Annotated in this window: 21 protein-coding genes; 10 read left to right on the forward strand and 11 right to left on the reverse strand. The window is 74.9% G+C overall.

Annotated features, from left to right (window positions below; genetic code table 11):
- Nucleotides 1–150: 150 nt before the first annotated feature.
- Nucleotides 151–303, forward strand: a complete 153-nt coding sequence (locus PGB27_RS10325) for a hypothetical protein (protein WP_274200279.1) — start codon at nt 151–153, stop codon at nt 301–303.
- Between the two features lie 89 nt (nt 304–392).
- Here PGB27_RS10325 and PGB27_RS10330 read toward each other — a convergent pair whose 3' ends face one another.
- From PGB27_RS10330 to PGB27_RS10340, 3 genes are all read right to left on the reverse strand, one after another.
- Nucleotides 393–1,418 carry a 6-phosphofructokinase gene (locus PGB27_RS10330; protein ID WP_274200280.1) on the reverse strand — a complete coding sequence of 342 codons (1,026 nt, stop codon included), beginning with the start codon at nt 1,416–1,418 and terminating at the stop codon, nt 393–395.
- A gap of 96 nt (nt 1,419–1,514) precedes the next feature.
- Nucleotides 1,515–2,429, reverse strand: a complete 915-nt coding sequence (locus tag PGB27_RS10335; protein ID WP_274200281.1) for a serine hydrolase — start codon at nt 2,427–2,429, stop codon at nt 1,515–1,517.
- A gap of 319 nt (nt 2,430–2,748) precedes the next feature.
- Nucleotides 2,749–2,949 (reverse strand): hypothetical protein, encoded by a 201-nt coding sequence (locus tag PGB27_RS10340; protein ID WP_274200282.1) that lies wholly within the window; start codon nt 2,947–2,949, stop codon nt 2,749–2,751.
- Between the two features lie 193 nt (nt 2,950–3,142).
- On the opposite strand from PGB27_RS10340, the gene PGB27_RS10345 reads away from it, so the two are divergent.
- The 3 genes from PGB27_RS10345 to PGB27_RS10355 all read left to right on the forward strand — a co-directional run bounded on the left by PGB27_RS10345 (nt 3,143) and on the right by PGB27_RS10355 (nt 4,819).
- Nucleotides 3,143–3,568 (forward strand): ester cyclase, encoded by a 426-nt coding sequence (locus tag PGB27_RS10345; protein WP_274200283.1) that lies wholly within the window; start codon nt 3,143–3,145, stop codon nt 3,566–3,568.
- Between the two features lie 103 nt (nt 3,569–3,671).
- Nucleotides 3,672–4,172 (forward strand): cupin domain-containing protein, encoded by a 501-nt coding sequence (locus PGB27_RS10350; RefSeq protein WP_274200284.1) that lies wholly within the window; start codon nt 3,672–3,674, stop codon nt 4,170–4,172.
- Between the two features lie 215 nt (nt 4,173–4,387).
- Nucleotides 4,388–4,819 (forward strand): transglycosylase family protein, encoded by a 432-nt coding sequence (locus tag PGB27_RS10355; RefSeq protein ID WP_274200285.1) that lies wholly within the window; start codon nt 4,388–4,390, stop codon nt 4,817–4,819.
- Between the two features lie 280 nt (nt 4,820–5,099).
- Here PGB27_RS10355 and PGB27_RS10360 read toward each other — a convergent pair whose 3' ends face one another.
- The 5 genes from PGB27_RS10360 to PGB27_RS10380 form a co-directional block, all read right to left on the reverse strand.
- Entirely contained in the window at nt 5,100–5,519 is a 420-nt protein-coding gene (locus PGB27_RS10360; RefSeq protein ID WP_274200286.1) for a hypothetical protein, read from the reverse strand.
- Nucleotides 5,520–5,544: 25 nt separating this feature from the next.
- The gene (locus PGB27_RS10365) at nt 5,545–6,243 is read right to left on the reverse strand and encodes an ankyrin repeat domain-containing protein (RefSeq protein WP_274200287.1); all 699 of its coding nucleotides are present in this window, start codon (nt 6,241–6,243) and stop codon (nt 5,545–5,547) included.
- Nucleotides 6,244–6,335: 92 nt separating this feature from the next.
- Nucleotides 6,336–7,331, reverse strand: coding sequence for an NAD(P)H-dependent flavin oxidoreductase (locus PGB27_RS10370; RefSeq protein WP_274200288.1), 996 nt, complete (start codon nt 7,329–7,331; stop codon nt 6,336–6,338).
- 153 nt (nt 7,332–7,484) lie between these two features.
- Complete coding sequence (locus PGB27_RS10375) at nt 7,485–7,949, reverse strand: hypothetical protein (RefSeq protein ID WP_274200289.1); 465 nt, start codon at nt 7,947–7,949, stop codon at nt 7,485–7,487.
- 404 nt (nt 7,950–8,353) lie between these two features.
- Nucleotides 8,354–8,890, reverse strand: a complete 537-nt coding sequence (locus tag PGB27_RS10380; protein ID WP_274200290.1) for a hypothetical protein — start codon at nt 8,888–8,890, stop codon at nt 8,354–8,356.
- Between the two features lie 122 nt (nt 8,891–9,012).
- Between PGB27_RS10380 and PGB27_RS10385 the strand changes: the two genes are divergently transcribed.
- Nucleotides 9,013–9,264 carry a hypothetical protein gene (locus PGB27_RS10385; protein ID WP_274200291.1) on the forward strand — a complete coding sequence of 84 codons (252 nt, stop codon included), beginning with the start codon at nt 9,013–9,015 and terminating at the stop codon, nt 9,262–9,264.
- On the opposite strand, the gene PGB27_RS10390 is transcribed toward PGB27_RS10385, so the two are convergent.
- From PGB27_RS10390 to PGB27_RS10400, 3 genes are all read right to left on the reverse strand, one after another.
- Nucleotides 9,236–9,793, reverse strand: coding sequence for a dihydrofolate reductase family protein (locus tag PGB27_RS10390; RefSeq protein WP_274200292.1), 558 nt, complete (start codon nt 9,791–9,793; stop codon nt 9,236–9,238). The two genes, PGB27_RS10385 and PGB27_RS10390, sit on opposite strands and share 29 nt — an antisense overlap.
- Nucleotides 9,794–9,875: 82 nt before the next feature.
- A complete protein-coding gene (locus tag PGB27_RS10395; RefSeq protein ID WP_274200293.1) occupies nt 9,876–10,565 on the reverse strand; it encodes a helix-turn-helix domain-containing protein in 690 nt (229 codons plus the stop codon).
- A 367-nt stretch (nt 10,566–10,932) separates the two neighbouring features.
- On the reverse strand, nt 10,933–11,142 hold the full coding sequence (locus tag PGB27_RS10400; protein ID WP_274200294.1) for a CsbD family protein: 210 nt from the start codon (nt 11,140–11,142) through the stop codon (nt 10,933–10,935).
- Between the two features lie 261 nt (nt 11,143–11,403).
- Here PGB27_RS10400 and PGB27_RS10405 point away from each other — a divergent pair, with 261 nt between their 5' ends.
- The 5 genes from PGB27_RS10405 (at nt 11,404) to PGB27_RS10425 (ending at nt 16,238) form a co-directional block, all read left to right on the forward strand.
- On the forward strand, nt 11,404–13,764 hold the full coding sequence (locus PGB27_RS10405) for a heavy metal translocating P-type ATPase (RefSeq protein WP_274200295.1): 2,361 nt from the start codon (nt 11,404–11,406) through the stop codon (nt 13,762–13,764).
- A 62-nt stretch (nt 13,765–13,826) separates the two neighbouring features.
- Nucleotides 13,827–14,297: a CinA family protein gene (locus PGB27_RS10410; protein WP_274200296.1), complete on the forward strand. Its 471-nt coding sequence runs from the start codon at nt 13,827–13,829 to the stop codon at nt 14,295–14,297.
- Nucleotides 14,298–14,310: 13 nt separating this feature from the next.
- The gene (locus PGB27_RS10415) at nt 14,311–14,982 is read left to right on the forward strand and encodes an HAD family hydrolase (RefSeq protein ID WP_274200297.1); all 672 of its coding nucleotides are present in this window, start codon (nt 14,311–14,313) and stop codon (nt 14,980–14,982) included.
- Between the two features lie 9 nt (nt 14,983–14,991).
- On the forward strand, nt 14,992–15,912 hold the full coding sequence (locus PGB27_RS10420) for a diacylglycerol/lipid kinase family protein (protein ID WP_274200298.1): 921 nt from the start codon (nt 14,992–14,994) through the stop codon (nt 15,910–15,912).
- Entirely contained in the window at nt 15,909–16,238 is a 330-nt protein-coding gene (locus tag PGB27_RS10425) for a TraR/DksA family transcriptional regulator (RefSeq protein ID WP_274200299.1), read from the forward strand. The genes PGB27_RS10420 and PGB27_RS10425 overlap by 4 nt, the downstream gene beginning before the upstream one ends.
- Nucleotides 16,239–16,251: the final 13 nt, after the last annotated feature.

The following is a 16,251-nucleotide window of genomic DNA, read 5'->3' on the forward strand; positions in this document are numbered from 1 at the left end:
CGTGGGCCCAAGGATCCCCTGGAACCCGGTCTGCCTGCGCCGGGGACGACGCGCCGTTCGTTTCCCCGTCTCCCCGAACGGCTATCCCCGCTGATCCCCACGTCGACGGCCACGGTGCCGCCTGCGGGGAACGATGACGGGAGCAGGACCATGACCAGCGAGAAGCACGACGCGACCAGCGAGTCGACGGGCGCCGGGGGCAACGGTCCCACCAACATCCCGGAGGAGTCCGCGTCCTCGGAGTCAGAGCTCGCGCTGTCCAAGCAGGCGGCGCGGCGAGACGGGGACGAGGACGGCGAGTAGGACCACGTCGTCGGCTCCGGCGCCCCCCGACCTCGTGAGGGCGCCGGTGCCGCGACGGTGATCGACCACGGTCCGCAGGGCCGGGCGCCTCAGCCGAAGAACACCGCCGCCTCGGCGTAGAGGGCCGGGTCGACGAGCTTGAGCTGCTCCGTCGCCTCGTGCAGCGGCACCGTCACGATGTCGGCGCCGCGCAGGGCGGTCATCTGGCCCCACTGGCCCGCCGCGACCGCGTCGATCGCGTGGAGGCCGAAGCGGGTGGCGAGCCAGCGGTCGCGGGCGGTGGGGGTCCCACCCCGCTGGACGTGCCCGAGCACCGTCGTGCGGGCCTCCTTGCCCGTCCGGGCCTCGATCTCGCGGCCCAACCACTCGCCGACGCCACCGAGCCGGACGTGGCCGAAGGCGTCCTTCTCCCCGGTGAGCAGCACCTCTTCGCCGTCCTTGGGCATCGCGCCCTCGGAGACGACGATGATCGGCGCGTAGTCGAGCCGGAAGCGGGCCTGCACCCACTCGCAGACCTGGTCGATGTCGAAGCGGACCTCGGGGATCAGGATGGCGTTGGCGCCACCCGCCATGCCGGCGTGCAGCGCGATCCAGCCGGCGTGGCGCCCCATCACCTCGACGATCAAGGTGCGGTGGTGGGACTCGGCGGTGGTGTGCAGGCGGTCGATCGCCTCGACCGCGATGTTGACCGCGGTGTCGAAGCCGAAGGTGTAGTCGGTGCCCGAGAGATCGTTGTCGATCGTCTTCGGCACCCCGACGACCCGGACGCCGGCGTCGTGGAGCTCGCTGGCGACGCCGAGGGTGTCCTCCCCGCCGATGGCCACGAGGGCGTTGACCCCGAGGTCCTGGAGGTTCTTCTTGATGCGCCCGACCCCGTTCTCGATCGCGAACGGGTTGGTCCGCGACGACCCGAGGATCGTGCCCCCGCGCGGGAGCAGGCCGCGCACGGCCGGGATGTCGAGAGGCCGGGCGATGGCCTCCAGGGGCCCGCGCCAGCCGTCCCGGAACCCCAGGAACTCGTAGCCGTACTCGGGCACGCCGCGCCGCACGATCGCCCTGATGACGGCGTTGAGACCGGGACAGTCGCCGCCCCCGGTGAGGATGCCCACGCGCATGACCGGAGGTTCCCACGACATCGGTGGTCGGGCGTAGCAGGCCCCGACCGGGATGCGCGTCGAGCGGGCCGGACCGTGCTCGAGCGCTGCACCTCGTCAGCGCGGGGACGCCGGCGCGGGGTGGGCCGTCACCGCCTGTGCGGCGATCCGGGACAGGGCCTCGACGAGCTGGATGCCGGCGTCCTTGCTGGGTTGCTGTTCGGTGAGGACGGCGAGGAGGACGGGACGGCCCGCCGCGGTGACGATGCCGACCGAGCCGACGACCCAGCGTCCGTCGTCGGCGTCGACCGGCGTCCACCCGTTCTTCAGGGCGGTCGTCGTCCCCGGGTCGGCGGCCGCGCTGACACCCCAGCGTTGCTCCTCCACGACGGTGGTCATCAGCTCGTGGGCGAAGTGGCGGGAGTCCGCGTCGAGGGGTCCCGGCGCGTGCAGGGCGGCGAGCAGCGCGAGCCGGTCGGACGCCGGTGTCGTGCTGCTGCCCCAGTGATCGAAGAGCTGGGTGGCGCGCACGCCGAGACGACGGTGGGCCGCGTCCAGCACCGGCACCCCGCCCAGGTCTTCCCAGAGGCGCGAGGCGGCGTCGTTGTCGCTCTGCTGGATCATCAGGGCGGCCAGCTCCCGCGCCTCGGCGGACGGCGGCTGTCCGTCGTCCTGGCTCTGCAGCAGCAGGGTCTCCAGGATGTCGAGCTTCACCACGCTGGCGGTCTGGATCGGGGTGTCGGCGGCGTAGCCGAACGGCCGTCCCGTTGCGACGTCCAGCGCGGCGACCGAGACGTGGTCGACCGAAGCTCCGGTGACGAGACGGTCGATCGCCGCGGTCGCGTCACGTGCGGCAACGGCTGGGTCGACGACCGGGACGGCCGGTGCACGGGGCGGGCTGATGCCCGGTGCCGGAGCGGGCCCCGGTGCCGGACCGACGTCGTTCGTGGCCGTCACGACGAGCACGCCCAGCACCAGCGCGAGGAGGGCCCCACGGCGCCGGCGCCCCCACGACCGACGCCGTGGGGCCACGGCACCCGGTGAGACCGGCGCGACCGTGGCCACACCGGGTGTGGGGCGCCGCGTCGGCGGGACGGCGATGAGCCCCGGAGGTCGCCCTGCCGGGGGCAGCGGCACGGTCGGCGGGTCCCTCGGCGGAGGCGCCGTCCTCCGCGGCACGAGGCGGACCTCGATCGTCGGCCGGTGCCACGAGCGCTCCCGCGGGCCGACGGTGGGGACGACGGTGTCACCCGTCGGATGCCCCAGATCGTCCCCGTCGCGGATGTGCGCCGCCGGTGACGCGCGATGCTCCGTCCCGGCACGCCGCCGGCGGAATCCGGAGGTGGTCACGTCACCGGGTCGCCTTCGCCGAGGCCTGACTCGGTGCCGCAGCGGCCTGGTAGGCGGACAGGAACGCGACGAGCTCGGGGATGGCCTGCCCGACAGCGTGGGCCACCGGCACCTGAGCGGGCGTGTAACCGTGACGCCCGAGCAGCTCACCGAGCTCGATCAGGAAATGGACCGACGGGAACTCGTCAGGATGGCGGGCCATGGCCGCCACCGTGGAGTGACGCCCGTACGCGGTCACGTCGCCACGCCGTGGAGTCGGCGTCGTGGTTCCGGATCGCGCGCTCCGCAGCCGCCACCGAATCTGCGCTCGCCCTCGACTCATCGGTGACCCGGCGCGCCGACACTCCCGTGCCTCGACGTCGGCAGCCAGCCGGCGTCCGGAGTGAGGAGGTCCGGTGAACGCGCGAGAGCTGATCGAGAAGAACCTGGAGTGTTGGAACGCCAAGGACCAGGCGGGCTGGTCCGCCACCTTCGCCGAGGACGCCACGCTGGCCGCGCCGGGCGGGGTGCACGGGTCGGGACCGGAGATGGTGGCGACCTTCTATCGCCTGTGGCAGGAGGCCTTCCCCGACAACCGGTGCCGCATCGTCCGCATCGTCGACGGCGGGTCCAGCGGCGTCCTCGAAGCGGTGTTCGAGGGGACCCACACGGACACGCTCCACGCCCCCAGCGGCGATCTGCCGGCCACCGGTCGCCGTGTCAGCGTGCCCTTCATCAACGTCTGCGAGATCTCCGGCGACCGGTACACCGACTTCGTCCTGTACTTCGACCAGGTCGAGCTGCTGACCCAGCTCGGACTCGTCGCCGCGCCCGTGGGGTGATCGCGGCGCCCCTCACGGCCAGGCGCCGGGCGGCCCGCGCGGCGCCTGGCGGGGTGTCGACCCGCTCACCCCCACCGCCGGCACCGCACCCACCGCACGCGAGGTGCTGACCTTCGCCGGGCTGACCCTCGTGGTGCACGCCGACGCCGCAGCCACCGGCGGGGTCTTCTCCGTGATCGAGGAGCTGCCGCCGCTGTCGGACACCCCGCTGCACGTCCACCAGCACGAGGACGAGTACTTCCACGCCGTCGAGGGCGAGCACGTCATCCGGATCGGCGACCGGGAGCACCGGCTGGCCCCGGGCGAGAGCGTGGTCGCCCCGCGCGGGACACCGCACGCGCAACGCCGCGTCGTGCCCGGCGAGGGACGGATCCTCCTCGTCGTCGCCCCGGCCGGGCTCGAGGGCTTCTTCCGCCGCCTCGCCGACGCGGAGGCCCGCGGGTGCCTCGACGACGAGGCCCGCCGAGCGGCCTCCGCCGCGTACGGGATCACCTGGCTCCCGGACACCGACGTCGAGATCGAGATCGGGAACCACCACCGCGTCGAGGACGAGCTGACCGACACCCCTCACCGAGGACCACGACCGGCTCGACCGCTCCTGTAGCGCCCGCGATCGAATGACGCGTCCGCCGGGTCCAGGTGTCAGCGCCGTCACGGTCGGCAACCCCGAGGGTGACGCACCGCGCCCGGGACCGATCGCGTCCGCACCGCCCGCCGGTCCCGCCCAGGGCGCTCGCCGAGACACCGGGTCGGGCGGGGCTCGCCGCGCAGGGCACGACGGCGTGGGCTCGGCCCGGACACCCGCCGACGGGACGAGGCATGTCCTTCCCCGCCCGCAGGGGCGCCCGGCGCGCCGTCGTGCGCCTCGCCGTGGCCGCCGCCGTGACCCTCGGTGCGTGCGGCACCGCGTGCGCCGCCGCACCGCCCCCGTCTCCGCCGCCACCGCCAGGGGTCGCCGCGCCACCGGCAGCACCGACAGCGCGGCCCGTCCCCCTCGCCGTCCCGGCCGAGCCCTGGGACAGCCTGGCCCGGTGCGAGACCGGCGGCGACTGGCACGCCGACACCGGCAACGGCTACCACGGCGGTCTGCAGCTCAGCCCCGTCACGTGGGCCGCGCACGGCGGCGACGCGTTCGCCCCGCGGGCCGACGAGGCCAGCCGGGAGCAGCAGATCGTCGTCGGTGAGCGGATCCGGGCCGAGCAGGGCTGGGAGGCCTGGTCGAGCTGCGCCGACGAGGTCGCCCCGAACTGACCGACTCGTCCCCGGGGACGCGACGAGGGGTGACCCACCGCGGTGGGCCACCCCTCGCCGACTCCTCGTCCTGCCTCGCCGTGTCCGGTCCCGACCCCGCCGCGTCTCGCCGTGCTCTGCAGTGGCCTGGCTCCCGCACCCGAGGGAGGTGATGGCTGCCCGGCCGGCCCGAGAGCCAGAGGTCGGTGGGCAACCACGGAGAACGGTAGGGGCCGCGCGCGGGGTGTGGCAGCGGCCGTCACGGAACTACTTCCCGGGGGCGACGTTGACGGTCGGGGCCTCAGACCGGCGGGATCGCGTCCCTGTCCTGTCGGCGGATCTCGACGCCACCCCAGAGCGCCAGCCCGGTGACGTGGAGCGGCGGGGCTCCCACCGGCGGCGGGGTCGTCGGCGGTCCCGACAGGTCGCCGAAGCCGCCCATCACGCCCCGGCCGTCGCAGCGCACCTCGACGTCCGGCCCGACGATGATCACGACGCCGCCCATGACCGCGACGACCCGCAGGGTGGTGCCGTGCGGGTCGAGACGGGCGTGGCGCAGATCCAGCTCCGCGCCGCCCATGAACACGAGCACCGAGTGCTCCGGACCCGGCGCCCACTGCCCGCGCCGAATCGTCGCCCGCCAGAGGGAGAACGACGACGTCGGCGCCACCGCGCCGGTCGCCGGCGGCGGCACCCGGTCATCGGGGTCCGACCCGCTCATGCCGGCCCCGGACCCCGGCGTCGGGTCACCGGAGCAGCCCGCGCGTGACGAGCTCGACGCCCTCGGCCGTGACGTGGTGCGTCCGCCCCGAACCCCCGGCCACCCGGCTCCCGCTGCGGACCTCCACGGTCGGCTCCGCCGTGTCCTCCGCCCAGCGGCAGGCGAAGCCGCCGTACATCCCGGGCACCGCGACCCACATCGTCGCCTCCGGGTGCTCGAGCAGCGGCCCGAGCTGCGGGGGCCGCAGGCGGCGGCCCAGCCGCCGTGTCCGCACGTCGACCAGCGCCCACAGGAAGATCTCGAGGTCGGTGCGGGTCTCGTCGTCCACCGCCACGGCGGGCTCCGGGCGCAGACGTTCGGCGAGCTCCGTGCGCCCGAGCCGGCGCGCCAGTGTCTCGGCGGTCTCGCCGTCCCCGCTGCGCACCGTGCGCCAGGCTCCGCGCCCGACGAGGTCGTCGACGACGTCGGGGTGTGCGCCCTGGAGCGCCGCGTGGTGCAACGGGGCGAGCCCGCTGTCGTCCCCGGCACGGAAGGCGTTGGCGCTCAGCGCGGCCGGCAGGTCGTCGTCGGTCCGGTCGAGCAGGCTGGCGACGTGGGCCCAGTGGCCCTCCTCGACGGCGTCGGAGAGGGCATCGCGCAGGGCGAGGACCTCGGGCGGGAGGTCGGAGCGCTCGAGGACGGAGTCCCAGGCGAGCCGCGTCACGGCCGGGGCAGGTCGGACCATTGCGCACACCCTGTCCGACGGCGGCCGATCTGTCAGTCCGCTGGTCGGACGGGTCGGTTGCTCGCCGGCCCGGGCACGGCGCCGCGGGGCGGTCAGCCGGCGGCGGCCCGGATCGCGTCGGCGTCGGCCGCGAGGGTCTGGACGATGTCGGCGGCCGGACGGATGTCGGAGATCAGCGAGCAGGATTCGCCGGCGTAGAGCACCGACGAGTCGAGATCGCCCTCGAAGCCCTCCATCGGCATGAAGATGCCGTAGCGCGGGAGCTCGATGGTCTGCCCGCCGACGGGCATCTTGCCCGTGATCTCGCCTTCGCCGGCCCGTTCGCCGCTGGGGGGCGACCCGGCCGCCTCCCACTCGTCGACGATCCGGTTCCGCAGTACCCGATGGGCCGCGTCGGGCCACCCGAGATCGAAGAGCTTCGTGTAGTAGGTGTCGGCGGCGGTGGCCGCGACGACCCTGTCCTTGTACGCCGCGCGCGACTCGTCGCTGCACACGAACCGCGTCCCCAGCGACACCGCCTGGGCGCCGAGCGCCAGGGCGGCGGCGAGCCCGCGGCCGTCCGCGACGCCTCCCGCCGCCACCACGGGCAGGGGCGACACGGCGTCCACGGTGGCGGGCAGGACGACCGACAGCGACTCGACGCCGCGAACGTGCCCGCCCGCTTCCACCCCCTGGATCATGACCGCGTCCACCCCGGCGTCGGCGGCGGCCTTCGCCTCCTCGGCCGACCCGACCTGGGACACGACCCGTGTCCCGACCGCGTGCGCCCGCTCGACGTAGGGACCCGGGTCTCCCCAGAAGAGGACGAGGACCGGGACCCGCTCCTCGAGGCAGGCCTCGACGGGCGCGTCGTCCTCGAGCAGCGGGAGGATGAGGTTGACGCCGAAGGGGCGGTCGGTGAGCTCGCGCGTCTCGCGGACCTGCTCGCGGAGCACCGGCTCGGGCAGCCCGCCCATGCCGAGGACACCGAGGCCGCCGGCGTTCGAGACCGCGGCAGCGAGGGCCGGACCCGCGAGACCTCCTCCCATCCCCGCGTTCCAGATCGGGAGATCGACTCCGAGGGTGCGACAGAGGTTCGTGGTGAGCATCGGTGCTCCAACGCGCGTCCGAGAGGTAGGCCCTGTGCGAGGACTGTCGCGCCGGGCCGGCCGGTCGTCAACGGCGGTGGTCGTGAGGCGCGACGGACGCGCCGCGGCGCTCACCGGCGAGCGATGTCGCCCGCCGATGAGCGCCGCGAGGTCTCAGATGGGCAGCGCGCTCATGGCCGGTTCGCCGGCCTCGGTGTCGTCGGTGCCCGCGTCGGTGGTCTCGTCGGTGGTCTCGTCGGTGGTCTCGTCGGTGGTCTCGTCGGTGGTCTCGTCGGACTCCTCACCGTCGGTGGGGGTCGCGCCCGGGACCTCGGGCGAGTCGGAGCCGGCGATGTCGATGTCGGCGGTGTTGCCGCTGAGGTTGCCGTTCAGGATGTCGTTGCAGACGACGTTGCCGAGGTTCGCGCCGCCCACCGGTGCCTGGGCGAGCAGGTTCCCGGCGAGGGCGTCGCCACCGATGCCACCGTTGGCCTCGGCGTCGCCACCGGTGACGTTGCACGACGATCCGGCGTCACCGTGGTGCCGGTCGTGGCCGGACTCGTGGGCCGAGGCCAGCGGCGCCGCCGCGGCCAGGCCGGCGGCCACCCCGATGGTCACGGCACCGAACTTCTTGAGCATGTCTCTCCTCGTTCACACATGCGGACATGAGGTCGAGACGAAGAGCCCGCTCGCCGTCGGCGAGCACGAACAGTGAACCCCCCGTCACGCCACCACGGGCGAGGCGACCAACCACGTGCCGTGGCGTGATCGCTCCGTGCGGTGACGCAGGGGGCCCAACGAAACTTCCGTGGCTCGGTCACGGCGGGATAACGACAAGGTCACGGAACGGACAGACCGTCGGCGCTCGGGCTGACGCAGCGTCTCGTCGGCCCGAGCCGGGACGGCCCGCGATCACTCGATCCAGGGACGAGGTCGGCACCGCGACCTGACGTCGTGCGATGTTTCGACCGGGGTGCGAGCTCCAGCGGTACCCACTCCGGGTGAAGCGCGTCCCGCGACTGATCCCCCCCCCGGGTCGGGCCTCAGGCCGTCGCCCACTCCGACACGGTCGTGAGGGCCTGCCTGTCCGCCGGGCCGATGCCGGGCTCGGCGGCGGCCTTGTCCACGGCGGCCCGGCGCTCCTCCGGGTCGGGGGACGTCAGCGCGTGGACGTGGTCGACCAGCGTCCAGAGGTAGCCCTTGGGGTCGCGCCGGCCGCCGGGCTTGCGGCCCAGCGCGGCGCGCAGCGTCCTGACGGAGGGCTTCTCGGCGTCGGGGAGGTACTGCGCGTCGACGCCCCGCAGGAGCCGGTCCAGGTCCGACTCGGCCAGGAGTCCGTCCTGGGCGAGCGCGGCGAGGGACGCGAGGACCCGGGCGCGGCTGCCGCCGGCGGCGTCGTCGTCGACCATCGCGCACCAGGTCACGGCCGTTCCGACGGTGCTCGCGGTCTCCGCGTCGAGGGTGCCCTCCCGCCACCACTCGCCGAGCGTGCCGGCCCAGGGGCGGCGGTCATGGCGGTCGTCCGAGGACAGCGCGTGGAGGAGCTGGCGGAGTCGCTCGGGATCAGGTGTCGCTGGCATCGCGGTGATCCTGACAGCGGATCCCCGGCGCAGGAAGCCTCCGACCCGACGAGCCGCAGCGACGCCAGGGCCCGTCCCGTCGCCGCGCGTGACCTGGATCACAGAGCAGGAGGGAGTCGACGATGACGAGCGCCCGGGCACACGTCCGCACCGAGCCCGACGACGAGGTGCCGCCGACGCCGCGACAGCAGGTGCCGCGTGTGGCCCAGCGGGAGGTCCCGGAGCTCCCCGAGGACGAGCTGCCGTCCGTGCCCGACGACGAGACGGTCGAGCCGTCGGAGCCCGCGCTGCCCCCGGTCGACGCCCCGCACCGGCAGGACACCGAGGACGAGCCGGCCGCCCCTCCTACCGCTCGGTCGACGCCGCGTAGGTGAGGATCACGACGCCGTCGTCGAGCGCTGTCGTGTCGGTGAGCGCGAAGCGCCCCGACGACCCGGGCCGGTGGAGCAGGTCGCTGCTCGAGCCCGTGCCGACGAGGAACGGGTGCACCCACAGGCGCAGCTCGTCGAGCAGGCCCCGAGCCATGAGGCCGTGGGCCAGGGGGCCGAAGCCGTACTGGACGATGTCGCCGCCGGGCTGCTCCTTGAGCTCGCGCACGGTGTCGAACGGGTCGCGGTCGATGACGGTGGTGTTCGCCCACTGCGGGTCGGCCAGCGTCGTCGAGACGACGTACTTGGCGAGCGCGTTCATGCGGTCGCTCGCGGGGTCGCCCACGCGGGCCGACCACACCGGCGCGAAGACCTCGTAGGTCCGCCGTCCCATCAGCACCGCGCCGCTGCGCTCGAGCAGGGCGGTCTGGACGTCGTCGCCCTCGCTGCTGCGGCTGCCCAGCGACGGCCAGTGCTGCGGGCCCTCGATGACGCCGTCGAGGGTGACGTAGGTGGAGTTCACGATGCGCCGCACGAGCTCGCTCCCGGGTCCGGTGATGCTTCGACGGGAAGCGTCGTCGGACGACGTCGCCGACGTCTTGCACCGGAACGCAGCCTCAGAGGGCCAGGAACGCCTCGCCACGCGCGATCTCGGCCGGCGTGTGACCGATGAACGCGCGGAGCGACCGCGTGAGGTGTGGCTGGTCGTAGTAGCCCGCCGCGGTGGCCACGTCGGCGATCTCGCCCCCGCCGCTCAGGAGCCGAGCGGCGTCCCGGGCCTGCTCGATCGCCCGCACCGTCCGGCGCGACAGCCCGACGGCCCGCGCGAAGCGGCTCTGGGCGGTGCGCACCGGCACGCTCCGCGGACGGTCCTCCTGCCACAACCGCTCCACCAGCGGGTCGACGACCAGCACCCCGACCCGCTCGAGATGCCGGACGAAGACGTCGACGTTCTGCGGCGTCGGCATCTCCCACGCCTGCCCGCCCAGCACGACGCGACCGTCCGGGAGGATCGGCAGCACCGCGTCGCGGTGGTCCGCGAGCCGGGCGGGAGGGCAGGACGGGAGGAAGGCTCCGACGCGGAAATCGGCGCCGAAGTACTCGGCGCCGCGCGGCGACGACAACGTCGACGCCCGCGCGATCGGACCGCGGAGGTGCGCGCGGGTGACGCCCCCGACCCGCACGAAGCCCAGCCCGCCCCGGGCGGAGGCCAGGGAGCTGAAGTCGACGGGCTCGTCGCACGCCGCGACCCACACCCGCTCGACCGGCCCGTCCGCCCCGCCGACGACGCGACTGGACAGGCCCACGGGGGCAGTGAAGCAGAATCGCGAGCGCCCGCCGAGCGAGGAGTCGCGTGGGGTCGGTCGACGAGGTGGTGCGCGATGGCGCCCGTGTTCGCCGTGCGCGTCACCGAGGCCGTCGGCGGCGCGGCGGTGGCGGTGCGCGCCCACGGCGGGCAGACGCTGATCGATCCGGAGAGAGGCGGTCTCGCCGGCTCATGACGTTGAACCGGCGAGACCTGGATCGACCATCGGCCCGCGGGCGCCCCTGTCGACCTGGCGCGATGTTCCCCGGTGGATGCCCGGCCCTAACGTTCGGCGACCGCCGGTCCCCCGGACGCACGACGGCCCCGGACCGAGGCGCGGTCCGGGGCCGTGGGCGAGTCGCGCGCGGCTACTGCTGCCGGCGCTGGTCGGCTTCCTTCTCGTCCGCCTCGGCGCGGGCCTTCTGGGCCTCCGCCTCCTTCTGGCGGGCGGTGTCCTCGGCGTCGGCCTTCTTCTGCTGCTCCTGGCCTTCGCGAGCCCAGTCGTCCTGGCCCGTGACGGCGCCGACGGCCTCCTTGGCGCGGCCCTTCAGGTCCTCGGCGGAGGTGTTCTCCGACACGGCTGCCTCCTTCGTCGAGCGAGTCGTGGTCGCGCGCGGAGCTACCCGATCGTCAACCCGGCTCACACGCCCGCGGCTGAGAACCCGCGGTAGTCCGTTCGGGGTAGGCGTGCCACCCGTCCGGGGAGGGGTCCCGACCGCTCGTCGTGCCGGACCCGGACCTTGGGCGGACGGACGGGCGGGGCCTCTCAGGTCCGGGGGTGCGCCCGTGGGCGGCCCCTAGCGTCGCGGCGTCGATCGACGACCAGGGAGGTGTCGCCCGTGGCGACCGACGTCGCGGAGAGTGCGGGACCGGTCGGGACGGCGGGAACGGCGGACGACCCGCGCGTCACCACCGAGCTCGCCGTCACCGGCATGACGTGCGGGACGTGCGCGGCGCGCATCCAGCGGCGGCTCGGGCGCCTGCCCGGGGTCGAGGCGAGCGTGAACTACGCGAGCGGCCGCGCCCGCGTCACGCACCCGCCGGAGCAGGACCCCGACGAGCTCGTCGCCGCGGTCACCGCGATCGGCTTCGGCGCCACCCCGGTCGCGCCGCTGGTCCCCGCGTCCGTCCCCGCGCCACGTCCCGCGCCGGACCGCCCGAGCACCCGCGCGAGGACCCCCGACGCGGACGCGCCCGACCCCGAGCTCGGCGAGCTGCGCCACCGCGCCCTGGTCTGCCTGGCGCTGACGCTGCCCGTGGTCGCGGTCGCGATGAACCCCGACTGGCAGTTCCGGTACTGGCAGTGGTTCTCGCTCGTGCTCACCGCGCCGGTCGTCATCTGGGGCGGCTGGCGGTTCCACCGGGCGGCGGCGAAGAACCTGCGCCACCTCGCCGCCACGATGGACACGCTCGTCTCGGTGGGCACGCTCGCGGCCTTCGGCTGGTCGTGCTGGACGCTGTTCTTCGGCGGTGCGGGGCTCGGCGGCATGCGCCACGGGCTCTACCTCATCCCGCAGCCCGACCAGTTCGACGGCGCGCGCACGATCTACCTCGAGACCGCCGCGGCGATCACCACCGCGGCCCTGCTCGGGCGCTGGATCGAGCGCCGCGGGCGACGCCGCGCCCTCGGGGTGTCGGCGGCCCTCATGGCCCCGCCGGCAGCGGAGGCGCGCGTGGTGGTGGGTGACCGCGAGCTCCCGGTGCCCGTCGAGGGCGTGCAGCCCGGCGACCGCATCGCCGTCGCCGCGGGCGAGCCGTTCCCGCTGGACGGGCGGGTCGTGGAGGGCCGCTCGAGCGTCGACGCCGGCGCCATGACCGGCGAGTCGGCGCCCGTCGACGTCGGGCCGGGCGACGAGGTGCTCGCCGGGACGCGCAACGAGACCGCACGCGTCGTCGTCGAGACCACCCGCGCCGCCGCGGACACGCAGTGGGCCCGCATGGCCCGCCGCGTCGAGGAGGCCCAGGCCGGCAAGACCGCGATCCAGCGCCTCGCCGACCGCGTCTCGGCGTGGTTCGTGCCGGTCGTGATGCTCGTGGCCGTCAACACCCTGCTGTTCTGGGGCGTCGCGGGCGAGGGGTGGGGCTTCGCGATCGCGGCCGGGATGGCGGTGCTCGTCGTCGCCTGCCCGTGCGCGCTGGGCCTCGCCACGCCCACCGCGCTCGCCGTCGCCACCGGCCGCGGCGCGCAGCTGGGCATCCTGCTGCGGGGGCCCGAGGTGCTCGAGTCGAGCCGGCGGGTCGACACCATCGTGCTCGACAAGACCGGCACCGTGACCACGGGCCGCATGACCCTGCGCGCGGTGCACACGACGCGCGAGACCGGCCGCGAGGAGGTGCTCGCGCGGGTCGGCGCCCTGGAGGCGGAGCTCGAGCACCCCGTGGCGCGGGCGATCGCGGCCGCGGCGCGCGACGAGCTCCCGCCGCACACGGCCGAGGTCCGGGACGTGACGACCCTCGACGGGCTGGGCGTGGCCGGCACGGTCGACGGCGTCCGCGTGCTCGCCGGCCGTCGGCGGCTGTTCGAGGAGCAGGGTGTCGCCCTCCCCGCCGAGCTGGCCCGTGCCCTCGACGCCGCCGCGTCCCACGGCGCGACCACCGTGCTCGCCGCCTGGGACGACGGCACGGGCGCGCCGGTCGCCCGCGCGGTGCTCGAGGTGGCCGACGGTGTCCGCGAGGGCTCCGCCGAGGCCGTCGCGGCGATGAAGGCGCGCGGCCTGCGCCCGGTCCTGCTCACCGGCGACAACCCCGCCGCGGCCGCCGCCGTCGCCGCCGAGGTGGGCATCGCCGCCGACGACGTGGTCGCCGAGGTGCTGCCCACCGAGAAGGCCGACGAGGTCCGCCGGCTCCAGGAGCAGGGCGCGACCGTCGCCATGGTCGGCGACGGCGTCAACGACGCCGCGGCGCTCGCCCAGGCCGACCTGGGCGTGGCCATGGGCACCGGCACGGCGATGGCCATCGAGGCCGGCGACGTCACCCTCGTGCGCGACGACCTGCGCGCCGTGCCCGTCGCCCTGCGCCTGGCCCGCCGCACGCTGGGCACGATCCGCGGCAACCTGTTCTGGGCGTTCGCCTACAACGTCGCCGCCCTGCCGCTCGCCGTCGCCGGCCTGCTCAACCCGATGATCGCGGGCGTGACCATGGCACTGTCGAGCGTCTTCGTCGTCGGCAACAGCCTGCGCCTGCGCCGCTTCCGTCCGTGAGCGTTTCCCGGCGCCACGGATCGGCAACGCCGCACTGTTGCTCGTCGGGAAGGGGTGTGCAGGTGTCGCAGGATCCGCAGGAGCTCGCGAAGTCGGTGTCGGAGGCGGCGTCGCGGGACGGGCGTCGGCTCGCGATCGTCGAGTCGTTGACCGGCGGGCTGGTGTGCAGTGACCTCGCGGCGTCGCCGGGGTCGAGCGAGTGGTTCCGCGGCGGCGTCGTCGCCTACGACCGCACGACCAAGCACGGCGCGCTGGGCGTCCCGGACGGCCCCGTGGTCTCGGAGCCGGCGGTGCGCACGATGGCGGAGAAGGCCGCGGACCTGCTGGGCGCGGACCTGACGCTCGCGGTCAGCGGTGCCGGCGGCCCCGAGCCGCAGGACGACCAGCCGCCGGGCACGGTGTGGTTCGCGATCGACGACAAGGGGTCGACCGAGGCGTGGGTCGAGCAGTTCGAGACCGACGAGCCGGGCGAGGTCCTCAAGAACACCCGCATCCGGTCGCTGCAGGCGATCCTCGACCACCTGGGCGGCTGAGATGATCGGCGGCGTGGTGGACCACGTCGTCTGGGACTGGAACGGCACGTTGCTCGCCGACGTGCACGTCGTCGTCGACGCCACCGCCGCCAGCCTCGCCGCGGTGGGCGTCGACGCGGAGATCGACCTCCAGCGCTACCGCTCGACGTTCCGGCGCCCGCTGCGCACGTTCTACGAGGACATCGTGGGGCGCAGCGTGGACGACGCGGAGTGGGCGCGGGTGAACGCCGTCTTCGGCGAGCACTACCTGGGCCGCGAGCCGGCGCTGCCGCTGGCCGACGGGGCGCTCGACGCGCTGGAGCGGTTCGCCGACGCCGGGTTCGGCCAGTCGGTGCTCAGCATGCTCGGCCACGACGAGCTGCACGCGACCCTCGGGCGGCGCGGCCTGCACGACTGGTTCGTCCGCGTCGACGGCGACCACCACCGCGACGGGCGCAGCAAGGCGGCCGCGCTCGCGGAGCACCTCGACGTGCTCGGGCTCGAGCCGGCGCGCGTCGTGCTCGTCGGCGACACGCTCGACGACGCGGCCGCGACGGCGGCGGTGGGCAGCGCCTGCGTGCTCGTGGCGGAGCACTCCACCCACCACGCGAGGGACCTGCGCACCGTCGCCCCGGCCGTCGACACCCTGCCCGAGGCGGTCGAGCACGTGCTCGCGTTGCGCCGATCCGCGCCCTCCTCGACGTAGTCTGCCGTCGTGGCCCTGCCGTCCGAACCATCCCCCGTGCCCGCGTACGACCGCGTCGTCCTGGTGTACAACCCGCAGAGCAGCGGGGACGGCGAGCAGCGCGCCGAGGACGCGCGGACGACGCTGGCCGAGCACGCGCCGCACCTCGCGGTGACGATCGTGCCGACGCAGTACCCGGGGCACGCGCGGGTCATCGCGGAGCAGGAGGCGCGCGCGGGCCGCACGCTGGTGGTCTCGGTGTCCGGCGACGGCGGCTACAACGAGGTCGTGCAGGGCGTCATGGCCGCCGGCGACGGCACGACGTCCGGGGCCGCGGCCGCGGTGATGCCCGCCGGCAACGCCAACGACCACCGGCGCGCCACGGCCCAGCGTCCGCTGGTCGACGCGATCGCCGCTGCGCAGATCAGCCGGATCGACCTGCTGCGCGTCCAGGTGGCCGGCGAGGACGCCCCGCGGTGGGCCCACTCCTACCTCGGCCTGGGCATCACGCCGACGGTGGCGCTCGAGCTGGAGCGCGGGGGCAAGGGCTCGCTGCGCGAGGTCATCACCACGGTGCGGGCGTTCTCGCAGTTCCACCCGTTCGCGGTCGACGTGGAGGGCCCCGGGGACATGGCCGGCCGGCGCCGCTTCGACAGCCTCATCTGCGCGAACACCACCGAGATGGCGAAGTACGTGACGCTCTCCGACGGCGACCCCGCCGACGGGCTCTTCGAGGTCATCACGCTGCCGCACCGCTCGAAGCTGCGGCTGCTCGTCTACGCCGTGCGCGCCGCCGTGTCGGGCCTGGGCCCGCAGCCGCGCACCGACCGCTTCGCGTTCACCACGCTCTCCCCGATCCCGGTGCAGCTCGACGGCGAGGTGCTGGAGCTGGAGGGCGACCGCGGGGTCACCGTCGAGATCGCCCAGCACGCGCTGGCGACCGTGGTGTGAGCCTCGAGGAGGCCCGCGCGGAGACGGCGGCGCGGATCGAGGCGCTCACCGCCCAGCTCGCGGGGATCGTCGAGACGGCGTCGGCGAGCTCGGGCGACGACGAGCACGACCCCGAGGGACAGACGATCGCCTACGACCGCGCCCAGGTCGCCGCCCTGCTCGCCGCCGCCCGCCACGACCTCAACGAGATCGACGCCGCCCGCGCCCGCGTCGACGCCGGCACCTACGGGGTGTGCGAGCGCTGCGGACGCACCATCGCCCCCGAGCGCCTCGAGGCCCGCCCGGCCGCCCGCACCTGCGTGGCGTGCGCCGACCGTCGTTCGTGAGCACTTTCCACGG

It is taken from the genome of Actinomycetospora lemnae, assembly GCF_028737315.1.
GTDB lineage: Bacteria > Actinomycetota > Actinomycetes > Mycobacteriales > Pseudonocardiaceae > Actinomycetospora > Actinomycetospora lemnae.

Excerpts from the sequence above, each read along its gene's own strand:
- PGB27_RS10325 (WP_274200279.1), top strand. The coding sequence starts at position 151 with ATGACCAGCGAGAAGCACGACGCGACCAGCGAGTCGACGGGCGCCGGG.
- PGB27_RS10330 (WP_274200280.1), bottom strand. The coding sequence starts at position 1,418 with ATGCGCGTGGGCATCCTCACCGGGGGCGGCGACTGTCCCGGTCTCAAC.
- PGB27_RS10340 (WP_274200282.1), bottom strand. The coding sequence starts at position 2,949 with ATGGCCCGCCATCCTGACGAGTTCCCGTCGGTCCATTTCCTGATCGAG.
- PGB27_RS10355 (WP_274200285.1), top strand. The coding sequence starts at position 4,388 with ATGTCCTTCCCCGCCCGCAGGGGCGCCCGGCGCGCCGTCGTGCGCCTC.
- PGB27_RS10360 (WP_274200286.1), bottom strand. The coding sequence starts at position 5,519 with ATGAGCGGGTCGGACCCCGATGACCGGGTGCCGCCGCCGGCGACCGGC.
- PGB27_RS10365 (WP_274200287.1), bottom strand. The coding sequence starts at position 6,243 with ATGGTCCGACCTGCCCCGGCCGTGACGCGGCTCGCCTGGGACTCCGTC.
- PGB27_RS10370 (WP_274200288.1), bottom strand. The coding sequence starts at position 7,331 with ATGCTCACCACGAACCTCTGTCGCACCCTCGGAGTCGATCTCCCGATC.
- PGB27_RS10375 (WP_274200289.1), bottom strand. The coding sequence starts at position 7,949 with ATGCTCAAGAAGTTCGGTGCCGTGACCATCGGGGTGGCCGCCGGCCTG.
- PGB27_RS10380 (WP_274200290.1), bottom strand. The coding sequence starts at position 8,890 with ATGCCAGCGACACCTGATCCCGAGCGACTCCGCCAGCTCCTCCACGCG.
- PGB27_RS10385 (WP_274200291.1), top strand. The coding sequence starts at position 9,013 with ATGACGAGCGCCCGGGCACACGTCCGCACCGAGCCCGACGACGAGGTG.